Raw genomic sequence first — 14,115 nt, 5'->3', positions numbered from 1 at the left:
CCGTTCAGTCGATGGAAACGTGGGCGCTCTTGATGAGGTCGCGCCATTTGGGCACTTCGGCCGAGATGAAGGTCGCCAGGCCCTGCGGCGTCTGGTCCTGGGCTTCGACGATGCCCTGGCTGCGCAGCGTCTGCGCGACCTCGGGATCGGACAGCGCGGTCTTGAAGGCGCGGTTCAGCGTGTCCACTACGTCAGCCGGCGTGCCCTTGGGCGCGACGATGCCGAAGAAGACGCTGACGTCGTAGCCCTTGAGTCCCTGCTCGGAAAGCGTCGGCAGGTCGGGCAGCGCATCCGAGCGCTGGGCGCTGGCCAGGCCGATGGCGCGCAGCTTGCCCGCCTTGATGTAGGGCAGCGCGGTGAGGATGTCGGTGAACGACATCGACACCTGCCCGCCCAGCAGGTCATTGAGGGCCGGTCCCGTGCCTTTGTAGGGGATGTGCATGATCTGGGTGCCGGCCATATTGTTGAAGAGAATGCCGGCCAGGTGCGACGAGGCGCCGTTGCCCGACGAGGCGTAGCTCAGCTTTTCCGGATTCTTCTTGGCGTAGGCGATCAGTTCCTGCGCATTGTTGGCGGGCACTGACGGGTTCACCACCAGGATGTTGGGCAGGTGGCCGATGCGGATGATGGGCGCGAAGCTGGTCTCGGGGTTGTAGCCCTGCTTCTTGTACAGGCTGACGTTGATCGCCAGCGGCCCCGAGGTGCCGAACAGCAGGGTGTAGCCGTCCGGCTTGGCGGTCGCCACGTACTCGGAGCCGATGTTGCCGCCGGCGCCTGCGCGGTTTTCGACGATGACGTTCTGGTTGAGCGGTTGCCGCAGCTTGTCGGCCAGCCTGCGCGCCAGGGCGTCGGTGGGACCGCCCGGCGGGAAGGGCACGATCAGCGTCACGGGCCGGGCCGAGGGATAGGCGTCCGCGGCCAGCGCGGGTGCGGCGGGGGCGATGGCGGCGGCAGCCGCCAGCAGCAAAGGGGCGAAGGTTCGGTTCATGCTTGTCTCCAGTGGTTGCGCGCCGGCTGTGCCGCCGGCGTCGGTTCTTACAGCGCGTATTGCAGGATGGCGCGGCACGCCGTGCTTTCGTCGGCCGCAATGGCATAGGGATCGCGCGGGCCCAGGCGATGCTGCAGCACCTGGTCGGCCAGCAGCGCGCGGCTTTCCAGGCCGGGTTCGGTGGCTTCCCAGCGCAGGGCGGCCATGGAAACCGCGTGGTACAGCAGCGAAGCCGCCTGGCGCGCCAGCTCGGGGCGGTCGGCCTGCGCGGCGTGTTCGGCCAGGGCATAGGTCTGCTCCAGCGCGCGCGCCTGCATGTCGGCCAGTTCGGGCGGGCAGGGGCGGCCTGCGGCCAGCAGGCCGTCGATATGGCTGCGCAGCGCCGGCAGCGAGTTTTCCCGGGTGATGGCGCGCAGCACGTCCAGCGCCACGATGTTGCTGGTGCCTTCCCAGATGGAGCCCAGGTGGGCGTCGCGCACCAGACGCGGTTCGGTCCATTCCTCGATGTAGCCGCAGCCGCCGCGCACTTCCATGGCGTCGCCGGTCACTTTGCGCGCATCGCGGCAGGCGCGGAACTTGATCAGCGGCGTGAGGATGCGCGCCAGCGCCGGATCGGCCGCGCCCTGGTCCGCGTCGGCCAGCGCACGCGCCGTCTGGAACATCACGCTGCGGGCCTGTTCGGCCCAGACCGTCATCTTGACCAACTGGCGCTGCATCAGCGGCATGTCGATCAGGCGTTTGCCGAAGGCGCGCCGGTGCTGCGAGACATAGACCGCCTCGGTCACGGCGCGGCGCATCAGGCCGGCGGCTCGCATGCCGTTGGACAGGCGCGAATTATTGATCATGTCGGCCATGTGCTTGAAGCCGCGGCCGCGCTCGCCCACCAGCCAGGCCACCGCGCCTTCCAGGCGGATCTCGCCGCTGGCCATCGAGCGCGTGCCCAGCTTGTCCTTCAGGCGCAGGATGCGGTAGTGGTTGTGCGTGCCGTCGGCCAGGTCGCGCGGCAGCAGGAACAGCGATACGCCCTTCAGGCCGGGCTGGGATTCGCTGCGCGCCAGCACCATGGCGTAGCCTGCGTCCGGATTGGAGCAGAACCATTTGTCGCCGTGGATGAGCCAGGTGCCGTCGTCCTGCGCCGTGGCGGTCACTTCGGTGGCGCTGACGTCGGACCCGGCGCCCTGTTCGGTCATGAACATGGCGCCCTGGCGCAGCGCATCGAAATCCTGCGAGGTCACTTCGGGCAGGACTCGCTCGACCAGTTCCGGGTCGCCGAACTTGCGCAGGGTGCGAGCCAGCGAGTCGGTCATGCTGACCGGGCAGCACAGGCCGAACTCCGCCTGCACGAACAGGTGGCTGAGCGCGTACTTGGCGGCCGCGGGCATGGGTTCGGGCCAACCCAGGACGCCGCCGCGGTGCGACAGCGCCGCCAGGCCGAATTCGCTGTAGGCCAGGCGCTCCAGTTCGACGTAGGCCGGATGCTTGTCGATGCGGGACTCGTCGGCGCCGGCGCGGCTGCGCACGGACAGCGTGGGCGGGTGCTTGTCGGCGGTGGCGGCCAGTTCGTCCATGACGCCGCCTGCCAGCGCGCCCAGCCGTTCCAGGTGGGGCAGCAGGTGGGCGTGCAGCGCGGGCGGCAGGTAGCGCCGGCTGAGCGCCTCGGCGTAAGGGTCCGCGCTGAACAGGTTTTGTCCGCGCGAATCCGGAACGGGCGTGGCGGCGGTGGGCGCGGTCTTGACGGGGGTATCCATGGCGGCATCCTGCTGAAGACGGGAACGATGCCTGTGATGGTGCTTGCATGGATTAATCTATACAAATACTGTTTGTGTGTAGAACAATCCAAAAAAAGTATGGATTGCAGCCCCAGGGGAGACAAATGGACCTGGATCCGCGCCTGTTGCGCTATTTCATCGCCGTGGCCGAAGAACGCCACTTCAGCCGCGCGGCCACGCGGCTGCACATTTCCCAGCCGCCGCTCAGCTACGCCATCCGCCAACTGGAGGACAACGTCGGCGCGCGCCTGCTGACCCGCACCAGCCGCCACGTCGAGCTGACCGACGCCGGCCAGGTGCTGTACCGGGAAGCCCTGACGTTGCTGCGCCAGGCGGAAGAGGTGCGCACGCTGGTGCAGCGCGTGGACGCGGGCCTGCGCGGCCGGCTGCGCATCGGCTTCGTCGGTTCCATGCTGTACCGCGGCCTGCCGGCGCTGCTCAACGCCATGCGCGCCGAGCTGCCGGACGTGGAACATGTGCTGACCGAATTGAATTCCCATGACCAGATCGAGGCCGTGCGCCGCGGCGAGCAGGATCTGGGCTTCATCCATGCCAATCCGGTGCCGCCAGGCGTGCTGGCGCGCGACTTGATGGCCGAGCCTTTCGTGGTGTGCCTGCCGCAGGCGCATCCCCTGGCCGGCCGGGAATCCCTGCGGTTGGCGGAATTGGCCGCGGACGACTTCGTGTTCTTCGCCCGGGCCGCTTCGCCCAGTTATTACGAGACGGTGCTGTCCATGTGCGTGTCGGCGGGCTTCATGCCCGTGATCCGGCACGAGGTCAGGCACTGGCTGAGCGTGGCGTCGCTGGTGTCGCAGGGGCTGGGCGTGTCCATCGTGCCGGCCTGCCTGTCGCGCAGCGGGCTGGCGGGGACGCGCTTCATTGCCTTCGAGCACGCGGCCCGCTCGGTCAGCCAGATGATCTGGCCCGAGGCTGCGCGTTCGCCGCTGCAGGAAAAGGCGGTGGAAATGGCGGCGCGCCAGTTCCCGCTGGGGGCAGGCGCGCCCGAGGATCCGCCGCCAGGCGAATCCGCCGGACGGCGATCCGCAAGCTGAGGATCAGCGGAAGACGACGGTCTTGTTGCGGTTGAGCAGGATGCGGTGCTCGACGTGGCTGCGCACGGCGCGCGACAGCACCAGGGATTCGATGTCGCTGCCGACCTGGGTCAGGTCCTGGGCGGTCATCGTGTGGTCCACGCGTTCGATGTCCTGGTCGATGATGGGGCCTTCGTCCAGGTCCGAGGTCACGTAGTGGGCGGTGGCGCCGATGATCTTGACGCCGCGCGCATGCGCCTGGTGGTAGGGGCGGGCGCCCTTGAAGCTGGGCAGGAAGCTGTGGTGGATGTTGATGGCGCGGCCGTTCAGCGCGCGGCACATGTCTTCCGACAGGATCTGCATGTAGCGGGCCAGCACCACCAGGTCGATGCCTTCCTGATCGACCAGGGCCAGCACCTGCTTTTCCTGTTCCGCCTTGGTGTCGGCGGTGACCGGCAGGTGGTGGAACGGGATGCCGTAGGACGCCGCCAGGCTGGCGTAGTCGTTGTGGTTCGAGACGATGGCGGCAACTTCGGCGTGCAGATGGCCGCTGTGCACGCGGAACAGCAGGTCGTTCAGGCAGTGGCCCTGCTTGCTGACCATGATCAGCAGGCGTTCCTTGCGGCGGGCGTCATGCAGCTTCAGCTCCATGCCGTATTCCGCCGACATCCCGTCCAGTCGCGCCCGCAGGTCGCTGGCGGCTACGCCCGCCGGGACGTCGAAGTGCACCCGCAGGAAGAAGCGCCCGGTCTCTTCGTCGCCGAACTGCTGCGAATCCAGGATGTTGCAGCCCAATTCGAACAACAGGCCGCTGACGCGGTACACGATGCCCGTGCGGTCGGGGCAGGACAGGGTCAGGATGTAGTCGTTGTGCTGCATGGTTCAGGGAGAGGAGAAAAAGGAGAAGAGGTGACAGTATTTGTTGATGGCGCCACGCGCGGCATGCGCGGCGTGGGGATCATCCGTTCAGACGGGCCAGGGTCTCTTCGGCCAGGGCCAGGCTGGAGGTCAACCCCGGGGATTCTATGCCGAACAGGTTCACTAGGCCGGGCACGCCATGCGCGGCCGGGCCGGCGATGACGAAATCGGCCGCGGGCTCGTGGGGGCCGGAGATCTTGGGGCGGATGCCGGTGTAGCCGGGCGCTAGCGCGTCATCGGGCAGGGCCGGCCAATAGCTGCGCACGGCCTCGTAGAAGACGTCGGCGCGGGCCGGGTCCAGCGTGTAGTCCTCGGTTTCGACCCATTCGGTGTCGGGGCCGAACTTGGCCTGGCCGCCCAGATCCAGCGTCAGATGCACGCCCAGGCCGGCATGCTGCGGCACAGGGTAGATCAGGCGCGAGAACGGCGCGCGTCCGGACAGCGTGAAATAGCTGCCCTTGCACAGGTAATCCTTGGGGATGTTGGACGCGGGCAGACCGTCGATGCGGCGCGCCAGCGCCGGCGCGTGCAGGCCGGCTGAATTGATCAGCACGTTGCAGCTCAGGGTCATGGCGTCGTCGCCGCCGAATTGCAGCTCGAAGCCGCCTTCGGGGCGGACCCGGCCGGACACCAGCGGCGTGTGGAAGACGCACTGGGCGCCGGCGTTTTCGGCGTCGCCCTGGAACGAGAGCATCAGCGCATGGCTGTCGACGATGCCGGTGGACGGCGAGGACAGCGCCGCGGTGCAGCGCAGCGCGGGCTCCAGGCGCATGGCGTCCTCGCCGGAAATGAACTGCAGGTCGTCCACGCCGTTGGCGCGGGCGCGCTGGGCAATGCCCTCCAGCTGCGCGGCCTGTTCCGTCGTGGTGGCGACGATGAGCTTGCCGAGCCGCTTGTAGGGCACGCCGCGCTCGGCGCAATAGGAGTAAAGCAGGTGCTTGCCGCGCACGCAGAGCCGGGCCTTGAGGCTGCCCGCCGGGTAGTAGATGCCGGCGTGTATGACTTCGGAGTTGCGCGAACTGGTGCCGGTGCCGATCGCCTCGGTGGCTTCTGCCACCAGCACCTCGCGTCCGGACTGGGCCAGCGCGCGCGCGATCGCCAGGCCCACCACGCCCGCGCCGATGACGACGCAATCCACATCCACGCTCATGGCGTTTTCCTTTCCGAACGGGCGCCAGCCGGGGTCAGGTCGAAACCGCCGGCATGGAAGACCAGCGGCGGCTCGCCGCTATGGCCGCAGCGCTCCACTTCGCCCACCATGATGACATGGTCGCCCTCGACGTAGCGGCTGCGGTTGTGGCATTCGAACCAGGCGGCGCAGTGGCCGTCCAGCATGGGCGTGCCGCCCGGCGCGTGATGCACCGTGAGGCCTGCGTAGCGGTCCGGCGTCTTGCCGGTGGCGAAGCGGCGCGCCAGCGCGATCTGCTCCGCGCCCAATACGTTGACGACGTAGCGCTCGCACTGCTCGAAGGCGGCCAGCGACGACGAACTGCGCGACAGGCTCCACAGCACCAGTGGCGGGTTCAGCGACACGGAGTTGAAGGAGCTGACCGTCAGGCCGATGGGCGCGCCATCGGGGTCGGCGGTCGTCACGACGGTCACGCCCGTGGCGTAACGGCCCAGCGCGGTGCGGAAAAAGGCGGCGTCAAAATCAGGGGAGGAGGCGGTCATGCAATCGTTAATTGGGGGCGGGCGCGCGGCGCCCGGCATCAAGGCGACAGGCGTTCGATCTTCCAGGCCTGGCCGTCGGCGACATAGCGCAGGCGGTCATGCAGGCGCGAAGGCCGGCCTTGCCAGAATTCGAAGGCGGTGGGCTTCAGGCGGTAGCCGCCCCAGTGCGGCGGGCGCGGTGGCTGTTCGCCGAAGCGCTCGCGGAATTCCCGTTCGCGGGCTTCCAGCTCTTCACGGGTGATGGGCTGGCTCTGGCGCGAGGCCCAGGCGCCGATGCGCGAACCGGCGGGGCGGCTGTGGTAGTAGGCGTCCGACTCGTCGCCGGCCACTTTTTCGACCACGCCTTCGATGCGGACCTGGCGTTCCAGCGGCTGCCAGAAGAACAGCAGGCTGGCGCGCGGCTCGGCCTGCAGGTCCAGGCCCTTGCGGGATTCGTAATTGGTGAAGAACGTGAACCCGCGCTCATCGAAGCCCTTGATCAGGACGATGCGCGCGCTGGGCTGGCCGCTGGCGTCCACCGTGGCCAGGGTCATGGCGTTGGGTTCGGGGACCTTGGCGGCCAGGGCCTCGTCGAACCAGCGGGTGAACTGCTCGAACGGGGAGGCGGCGGCCTGGCCTTCGAGCAGCACGTTCTTGTCGTAGCTTTGACGCAGATCAGAGACGGACATGGGGCTAGTAGTTCAGCGTTGATAACAAGGAGTTTATACCGCCTGGGAGGCGGTACCCTCATTGACCCCGCTCAGGGCGCAGGCAAGATTTCCCGAGGCCGGGCCTCAGGCGCCTTCCGGCAGGGTGTGCCCGTCCAGCTCCAGCCGGCGCGCGATGGCGTCCAGGCGGGCGTCATGGATGCCGGCGGCGCGCAGCGCCTGGGCGGTCTGCATCACGTATTCGGTGCAGGGGCCATAGCGTCCGGCGGCGCGGCGCACGATGGCCAGCAGCTCGGGTTCGGGCAGGGCGCGGATGTAGGCCGGATTGTCCCGGTTCATGATGAAGACCAGCGCCCGCACGGTGCCGGTATCGGTGGCGCAGTTGATCCAGCGGGGCAGATAGGCGCCAGTGGACATCTCGCGCTCCCAGAGCGCGGGGAAATAGGTTGGCACCTGGTCGCCCGCCAGGCGGTAGACCACCCCGCGGCAGGAGCCTCCCCGGTCCAGGCCGAATACCAGACCCGGGCATTCCGGGGTGCCGCGGTTGACCCGCGACCACAGGCACAGCGCCCGGTGGTGGCCGCGCAGCGTTGCCAGCCGGCGCTCCACGAAGTCGAAGTCGGGCCGCCAGATCAGGGAGCCGTAGCCGTAGACCCACACGTCTTCGCCCGATTGCCAGTGGCGCAGCGCCTCGTCCAGTGATTCCTGCCGCTCTTGCGCAGTCCAAAGACGAAAGGGCAGGCTGGCGCCGGAATTGCCGGCGGCGGGAGGAGAGGACTGCATGTTCACGGCTACGCTTTGCGTTCAGATTCGATCGGGGGATTGCGGTTGGCCCAGCCTCCGGCCATCAGGGCCACAGAGTACGCCCAGAAGAGGGGGGCAACGCCAATTACCGCACCGAGCGCGCCGAAGGTCAACGGCAGGGACACCTGCGAGCCGTTGATCAGGGCCATCCGCAGGCCCACGGCCTCGGCGGCGCGGCCCGGCGGCGAATGCTGGTGCAGCAGGGAAAGCATACTCGGCTGGCAGCAGCCCAGGGCCAGACCGAGGATGAAAGACAGCACGATCAGGACGTTAACGTCGGTGAACAGCGGGTAAAGCATGAAATCAATGGCGGCTGTCGCCATCGCTACCCGCACCAGCGTCCAGGACCGCACACGGCGCTGGATGAAGGGCAATATCAGGCGGATAACGAAAGTAGCCGCCGCGAAGGACGCAAGAATGACGCCAATGGTGGTGGCCGACAGGCCGATGGCGACGCCGAAAATGGGCACGACGAACAAATGGGTGTCCCACGCGCCGGACAAAATCGTGTTGACCATCAGGATGCGGCGCAATGCCGGCACTTCCAGCAATTCAGTAACGCGCCGCTTTTCAGCCTCTTTTTTACCTGACAGCTGCGAATCCACCGCCTTCAATTGGTGACGCAAGACATAAAGGCCGCCCGCCGAAAGCAACGGACCCAAGGTCAGCAGGCCGAAGGCCAGACGCGTGCCCAGATGGTCGATCGCCAGCCCGGCGATCAGCGGGCCCGAGAATCCGGACCCCGCCAGCGCCAGCGACATAAAGGAGAAATTGCGCAGCCGTTGAGCCGGTTCCGCGTGGCCCAGCAGGTCTTGCGTGGCGACCTGATGCAACATGAAGCCGATGCCGATGCAACAGGAGGCTATCAGCAGGGCGAACTGGGTCTGTGAGATGAAGGGCAGCGCGGTGCCCGAGGCGACCAGGGCCGTGCCGATGACCAGCGGCCGCACAATGCCGACCCGGTCGACCCAGCGGCCGGCGCGCACAGAGAACAGCATGGGCAGCACCGCGAACACCGCGACCAGCGTGCCCACCTTGAAGGTCGACAGCCCCATCTGCAGCGCAGTGAGGGAAACCGTGATCCGTCCCCCAGTGAGCGCCACGTGATTCATCATGGCCAGCAGGCACAAAAGCACCGCCCCGGAAAATTCTGGGGAACTGGGTGACGAAGAGGGGGATCTATGAGAAGTGGACACGGATACGGCGTAACTGCGTTCATTCTGGCCATATCGTCGCCCTATGTCGAGGCGCTGCTGTTTTGCAGCGCCGCAAACGTATTTTGGCGCCAATCGCATGATGGCGGCTATCTAGGGGCGAAGTCGCATGCTTATGGCGCAAGATGGCGGCACGTTCGCCGCATCTGCGTGCGAGGGCTTGCGTGGGTGACGGACAAAGCGTTGTATCGTTCATGCAACGGAACAATCACGCGGACCTTGACGTTCCGTTCCGCTTTACTGTTTTTCACCGTTTCGCCACAGATCGTCGATGGTTCGGACGCACTAGACGTTTAGGATGTGCAGGCAGCGTGGGCAAGCCTCCCCTTGTCCGGTCCGCAATTCGCAATACCGGCGCTGGCTCGATTTCCAGCGCCACATCCGACAGGTTCAATGAAAAAGTCTCGCAGCAAGTTCAAGCGCTACGCCCTGATCGCCGTTTTTCTGCTTTTAGCCGGGTTCGGCGTGCGCGCCGCATTCTTTTCCGCGCCGCCGCCGCCCACTTTCGCGGTGGCCGAGGTCACCCGGGCCGACCTTGAAGACAGCGTGCTGGCCAGCGGCACCATCGACGCCATCGAACGCGTCAGCGTCGGCGCCCAGGCTACCGGCCAGCTCAAATCCCTGAAGGTGGCGCTGGGCGACCGCGTCAAAAAGGGCCAGTTGGTCGCCGAGATCGACGACATGACCCAGCAGAACGAGCTGCGCAACGCCGAGGCCGCCTTGCAGACCCGGCGCGCCGAGCGGGCCGCCAAGGTCGCCACGCTGAAGCAGGCCGAGCTGGCCTTCCGCCGTCAGCGGCAGATGCTGGCGGCCGACGCCAGTTCGCGCGAGGCCTACGAGAGCGCCGAGGCTACGCTGGGCGTGACCCGCGCCGAAATCGCCTCGCTGGAGGCGCAGATCGCGCAGGCCGAGATCCAGGTCGACACCGCCCGGGTCAACCTGGGCTATACGCGCATCGTCTCGCCCATCGACGGCATGGTGGTCGCGGTGGTGACCAAGGAAGGCCAGACCGTCAACTCGATCCAGAGCGCGCCCACCATCATCAAGGTGGCCCAGGTGGACACCATGACCATCAAGGCGCAGATCTCGGAAGCCGACGTGACCCGCGTGAAGCCCGGCCTGCCGGTGTACTTCACCATCCTGGGCGAACCCGACGAGCGTTACCGCGCCGCCCTGCGCGCCGTGGAGCCGGCGCCGGATTCCGTGCAGAAGGACGACGCGGCGTCTTCGCTTACCGGATCGACCAGCGGCAGCTCCACCACCGCCGCCGTCTACTACAACGGCCTGTTCGACGTGCCCAATCCGGACGAGAAGCTGCGCATCTCCATGACCGCCCAGGTCTTCATCGTGCTGGGCGAGGCCAAGAACACGGTCGTGGTGCCGGCCTCGGCGCTGGGCAAGCGCGGCGAGGACGGCCGCTACGCCGTGCGCGTGGTCCTGAAGGACAACAAGACCGAAACGCGCCAGGTCAGGATAGGCATGAACAACAACGTCCAGGCGCAGGTGCTGGAAGGGCTGGAGGTGGGCGAGCGCGTCGTGTCGGCGGATGCCGCGCCGGCCGCGGCTGCGCCGGGGGCCTGACATGAGCGGGCCTTTGATATCGCTTACGGGCGTGCGCCGCGAGTTTCCCGCGGGCGAACAGACCATCGCGGTGCTGAAGGACGTCAACCTGGCTATCGAGGCCGGCGAGATGGTGGCGATCGTGGGTGCGTCCGGGTCGGGCAAGTCCACGCTCATGAACATCCTGGGCTGCCTGGATCGCCCCACCCGCGGCGAGTACCGGGTCGACGGGCGCAGCACGGGCGAGCTGGACCCGGACGAACTGGCCGAGCTGCGCCGCGAGCACTTCGGCTTCATCTTCCAGCGTTACCACCTGCTGTCCGATCTGACCGCGCAGGGCAACGTCGAGGTGCCGGCCGTCTACGCCGGCAAGCGGCGCGAGGCGCGCCTGGAACGCGCCGATGAACTGCTCAAGCGGCTGGGATTGGGCGACAGGTCCGGGCACCGGCCCGGCCAACTGTCCGGCGGCCAGCAGCAGCGCGTCAGCATCGCGCGGGCGCTGATGAACGGCGGCGACATCATCCTGGCCGACGAGCCGACCGGCGCGCTGGATACGCACACCGGCCAGGAAGTGCTGCGCATCCTGGAAGAACTGAACGCGGCCGGCCACACCATCATCATCGTCACGCACGATATGAATGTGGCGCGCCACGCCCAGCGCATCATCGAGATCAGCGACGGCGAGATCGTCGCCGACAAGCGCAATCCCGACGCGCCGCGGCGCGAACGCGTCAAGGAAGATGCGCCGGCGCTGGCCGCGCGGCCTGTGTGGCAGGCCTACCTGGACCGTTGCCGCGAGGCTTTGCGCATGGCGTTGCTGGCGATGAATGCGCACCGGCTGCGCACCTCGCTGACGATGCTGGGCATCATCATCGGCATCGCGGCCGTGGTGTCGGTGGTGGCGCTGGGCGAAGGCTCGCGCCGCAAGATCCTGGACGACATCAGCGAGATCGGCACCAACACGGTGGAGATCTTTCCGGGCAAGGACTTCGGCGACGAGAAGGCCGTCAATATCCGCACCCTGGTGCCGGCCGACGCCGACGCCCTGGCGCGCGAATCCTATGTGGACAGCGTCACCCCGGAAGTATCCACCAGCAACACGCTGCGCTATCGCAACGTGTCGGTGACCGGCGTGATCCAGGGCGTGGGCGAGCAATATTTCCGCGTGCGCGCCATCAAGCTGGCCCAGGGCAAGTTCTTCGACGAGACCAGCGTGCTGCGGCGTGCGCAGGAAGTGGTGATCGATGACGCCACCCGGCGTAAGCTGTTCGGCTCGCATACCGAGCCCATCGGGCAGGTGGTATTCCTGGGGTCGATGCCGGCGCGCGTGATCGGGGTGACGCAAAAGAAGGAAACCGTCTTCGGCAGCAATGATTCGTTGAACGTGTGGGTCCCCTACACCACGGCGCTGTCGCGCGTGCTGGGCCAGCAGCATCTGAAAAGCATCACGGTGCGCGTCAATGACGCCTCGCCGCCCGCCGCGGCGGAGCAGGCCATCGTGCGCGTGCTGACGCGGCGCCACGTGACCAAGGATTTCTTCGTGTTCAACACGGACGCGATCCGCAAGACCATCGAACGCACCACCGCCACTATGACGCTGCTGGTGTCCATGATTGCCCTGATCTCGCTGATGGTCGGCGGCATCGGCGTCATGAACATCATGCTGGTGTCGGTGACCGAGCGCACCCGCGAGATCGGCGTGCGCATGGCGGTGGGGGCGCGGCGCAGCGACATCATGCAGCAGTTCCTGATCGAAGCGGTGCTGGTGTGCCTGATAGGCGGCGCCATCGGCATCGTGCTGTCCCTGGGGCTGGGCGTGCTGGTGTCCAAGGCCACGGGCGGGTCGTTCCAGATGATCTATTCCACGACATCGATGGTGGCGGCGTTCAGCTGCTCGACGCTGATCGGTGTGCTTTTTGGCTATTTGCCGGCGCGCAATGCCGCGCGCCTGGATCCCGTCGAGGCCCTGGCCCGGGAATGAGGAAGATGAAAGCGGTTTCCCTGATCTGCAAACCTGCCGCCCTGGCGCTGCTGCTGGCCCTGGCCGGCTGCGGCAGCCTGCTGCACACCGACTACGAGCCGCCGCTGACGTCCATTCCAGCCGCCTGGACCCATGCGCCCGCAGGCGACTTCCAGGCCGGGCCGCTGGCCGATGGCGGCCAGTGGTGGCGCAATTTCAACGACCCGACGCTCAACGGCCTGGTCGACGCCGCGCTGGCGCGCAACAACAACCTGGCCGCCGCCGCGATCCGCGTGCGCCGGGCGCAGTACCAGGCTGGAATCACCGAGGACAAGCTGCTGCCGCAACTGGGCGGCAACGCCAATGTGACGCGCAACCGCAATCTGTACGGCGATCGCGCGATCTCTCGGACCAACGCGGCGGAGTTGACTGTCAGCTACGAAGTGGACCTGTGGGGCAAGCTGTCCAGCCAGCGCGACGCGGCGCAGTGGGATGCGCTGGCGACCGAGCAGGACCGCCAGAGTGCCGCGCTGTCCCTGGTGGGCACCACGGCCACGCTGTACTGGCAGACCGCCTTCATCAACCAGCGCATCGCCAGCAGCGCCGAGAGCATCGCGTACGCACGCAGGACGCAGGACCTGGTGCGCGCCCAATACGCGGCGGGCGGCGCGTCGGCGCTGGAAATGGCCGAGGCTGAACAGACCGTGGCCAGCCAGGAAGCCGCTCATACGCTGCTGGTGCAGCAACGGGTGGAATACGCCAACGCCCTGACCATCCTGTTCGACGGCCCGCCGGACCGCATGATGGCCGACCCGGCGCGATTGCCGGGCTATCCCTTGCCGCAAGCGCGCGCCGGCGTGCCGGCCGACCTGCTGGGCCGCCGTCCCGACTTGCGCGCCGCCGAGCTGCGCCTGCGCCAGTCCCTGTCCACCGTCGACGCAACCCGCGCCAGCTTCTACCCGCCGTTGACGCTGACCGGCGCCTTGGGAAGTTCGAGCCCCACGTTGTCCGATGTCCTGAAGAACCCGGTGGGCTCGCTGGGGGCGGCGCTGACGCTGCCGTTCCTGCAATGGAACCAGATGCAGCTCAACATCAAGATCTCCAAGGCCGACTACGAAGAGCGGGTGGTGAATTTCCGGCAGGCGCTGTACCAGGCGATGGCGGACGTGGAAAACGCGCTGTCCAATCGCACGCAACTGCGCTTGCAGGCAGAGCAGCTGGACGCGTCTCTGCGCGCGGCGCGCGAGGCTGAGCGACTGTACGAAGTGCGCTATCGGGCGGGAGCGGTGCCGTTGAAGGATTGGCTGGATGCGCAGGAGAAGCGGCGGGTGGCTGAGGTTTCGAGGGATGAGAATATGTTGAATCGGTTGGTGAATCAGGTGACGGTTTATCAGGCGCTCGGGGGGGATGATGTTGTTGGCGGTGGCGCTGCTGAGTCTGCTGCTGGCGCAGCGGCGGGTTCTTAATCCGTCTGGCGCGTCGGTGCGCTGGGGCGCGCGGGGCAACGATTGCGGTCCGGAGCGTTCGCTCCGGACTTGCCTCGGCGGCCCCCC

General features: G+C 67.3%; 12 protein-coding genes. 4 read left to right on the top strand and 8 right to left on the bottom strand.

The window, feature by feature from the left end; genetic code table 11:
* Positions 1–4 precede the first annotated feature (4 nt).
* Both IB268_RS19590 and IB268_RS19585 read right to left on the bottom strand, forming a co-directional pair.
* A complete protein-coding gene (locus IB268_RS19590; protein ID WP_054457449.1) occupies positions 5–988 on the bottom strand; it encodes a tripartite tricarboxylate transporter substrate binding protein in 984 nt (327 codons plus the stop codon).
* 47 nt (positions 989–1,035) lie between these two features.
* A complete protein-coding gene (locus IB268_RS19585) occupies positions 1,036–2,736 on the bottom strand; it encodes an acyl-CoA dehydrogenase family protein (protein WP_175159394.1) in 1,701 nt (566 codons plus the stop codon).
* A 125-nt stretch (positions 2,737–2,861) separates the two neighbouring features.
* Between IB268_RS19585 and IB268_RS19580 the strand changes: the two genes are divergently transcribed.
* Positions 2,862–3,809 (top strand): LysR family transcriptional regulator, encoded by a 948-nt coding sequence (locus tag IB268_RS19580; protein ID WP_054457446.1) that lies wholly within the window; start codon positions 2,862–2,864, stop codon positions 3,807–3,809.
* 3 nt (positions 3,810–3,812) lie between these two features.
* Here IB268_RS19580 and purU read toward each other — a convergent pair whose 3' ends face one another.
* The 6 genes from purU to IB268_RS19550 all read right to left on the bottom strand — a co-directional run bounded on the left by purU (position 3,813) and on the right by IB268_RS19550 (position 9,024).
* A complete protein-coding gene (purU, locus tag IB268_RS19575; RefSeq protein ID WP_119452128.1) occupies positions 3,813–4,667 on the bottom strand; it encodes a formyltetrahydrofolate deformylase in 855 nt (284 codons plus the stop codon).
* Positions 4,668–4,746: 79 nt separating this feature from the next.
* Positions 4,747–5,856, bottom strand: a complete 1,110-nt coding sequence (locus tag IB268_RS19570; protein WP_054457440.1) for an NAD(P)/FAD-dependent oxidoreductase — start codon at positions 5,854–5,856, stop codon at positions 4,747–4,749.
* On the bottom strand, positions 5,853–6,377 hold the full coding sequence (locus IB268_RS19565; protein ID WP_059371570.1) for a flavin reductase family protein: 525 nt from the start codon (positions 6,375–6,377) through the stop codon (positions 5,853–5,855). The genes IB268_RS19570 and IB268_RS19565 overlap by 4 nt, the downstream gene beginning before the upstream one ends.
* Positions 6,378–6,415: 38 nt before the next feature.
* Positions 6,416–7,045 carry a pyridoxamine 5'-phosphate oxidase gene (gene pdxH / locus IB268_RS19560; RefSeq protein WP_054457438.1) on the bottom strand — a complete coding sequence of 210 codons (630 nt, stop codon included), beginning with the start codon at positions 7,043–7,045 and terminating at the stop codon, positions 6,416–6,418.
* 105 nt (positions 7,046–7,150) lie between these two features.
* Positions 7,151–7,813, bottom strand: a complete 663-nt coding sequence (locus IB268_RS19555) for a gamma-glutamylcyclotransferase (protein ID WP_370540026.1) — start codon at positions 7,811–7,813, stop codon at positions 7,151–7,153.
* Between the two features lie 2 nt (positions 7,814–7,815).
* Positions 7,816–9,024 (bottom strand): MFS transporter, encoded by a 1,209-nt coding sequence (locus tag IB268_RS19550; RefSeq protein WP_119452129.1) that lies wholly within the window; start codon positions 9,022–9,024, stop codon positions 7,816–7,818.
* 411 nt (positions 9,025–9,435) lie between these two features.
* Here IB268_RS19550 and IB268_RS19545 point away from each other — a divergent pair, with 411 nt between their 5' ends.
* Genes IB268_RS19545 through IB268_RS19535 form a run of 3 tightly spaced genes read left to right on the top strand, consistent with a single transcriptional unit; the run spans position 9,436 to position 14,028 of the window.
* Entirely contained in the window at positions 9,436–10,623 is a 1,188-nt protein-coding gene (locus IB268_RS19545; protein ID WP_175181113.1) for an efflux RND transporter periplasmic adaptor subunit, read from the top strand.
* Between the two features lies 1 nt (position 10,624).
* Positions 10,625–12,583 carry a MacB family efflux pump subunit gene (locus IB268_RS19540; RefSeq protein WP_054457614.1) on the top strand — a complete coding sequence of 653 codons (1,959 nt, stop codon included), beginning with the start codon at positions 10,625–10,627 and terminating at the stop codon, positions 12,581–12,583.
* A gap of 5 nt (positions 12,584–12,588) precedes the next feature.
* Complete coding sequence (locus tag IB268_RS19535; RefSeq protein WP_175159402.1) at positions 12,589–14,028, top strand: efflux transporter outer membrane subunit; 1,440 nt, start codon at positions 12,589–12,591, stop codon at positions 14,026–14,028.
* Positions 14,029–14,115 lie beyond the last annotated feature (87 nt).

Source organism: Achromobacter sp. ACM01 (assembly GCF_014851745.1).
GTDB classification, from domain to species: Bacteria; Pseudomonadota; Gammaproteobacteria; order Burkholderiales; family Burkholderiaceae_B; genus Achromobacter; species Achromobacter aegrifaciens.
The sequence above is the reverse complement of the archived record's forward strand: the minus strand, read 5'-3'. Positions and strand labels throughout refer to the sequence as shown.

What these genes read in the sequence shown, in the direction of transcription:
- IB268_RS19545 (WP_175181113.1), top strand. Translation starts at nt 9,436, where the DNA reads ATGAAAAAGTCTCGCAGCAAGTTCAAGCGCTACGCCCTGATCGCCGTT.
- IB268_RS19585 (WP_175159394.1), bottom strand. Translation starts at nt 2,736, where the DNA reads ATGGATACCCCCGTCAAGACCGCGCCCACCGCCGCCACGCCCGTTCCG.
- IB268_RS19580 (WP_054457446.1), top strand. Translation starts at nt 2,862, where the DNA reads ATGGACCTGGATCCGCGCCTGTTGCGCTATTTCATCGCCGTGGCCGAA.
- purU (WP_119452128.1), bottom strand. Translation starts at nt 4,667, where the DNA reads ATGCAGCACAACGACTACATCCTGACCCTGTCCTGCCCCGACCGCACG.
- IB268_RS19540 (WP_054457614.1), top strand. Translation starts at nt 10,625, where the DNA reads ATGAGCGGGCCTTTGATATCGCTTACGGGCGTGCGCCGCGAGTTTCCC.
- IB268_RS19535 (WP_175159402.1), top strand. Translation starts at nt 12,589, where the DNA reads ATGAAAGCGGTTTCCCTGATCTGCAAACCTGCCGCCCTGGCGCTGCTG.
- pdxH (WP_054457438.1), bottom strand. Translation starts at nt 7,045, where the DNA reads ATGTCCGTCTCTGATCTGCGTCAAAGCTACGACAAGAACGTGCTGCTC.
- IB268_RS19565 (WP_059371570.1), bottom strand. Translation starts at nt 6,377, where the DNA reads ATGACCGCCTCCTCCCCTGATTTTGACGCCGCCTTTTTCCGCACCGCG.
- IB268_RS19570 (WP_054457440.1), bottom strand. Translation starts at nt 5,856, where the DNA reads ATGAGCGTGGATGTGGATTGCGTCGTCATCGGCGCGGGCGTGGTGGGC.
- IB268_RS19590 (WP_054457449.1), bottom strand. Translation starts at nt 988, where the DNA reads ATGAACCGAACCTTCGCCCCTTTGCTGCTGGCGGCTGCCGCCGCCATC.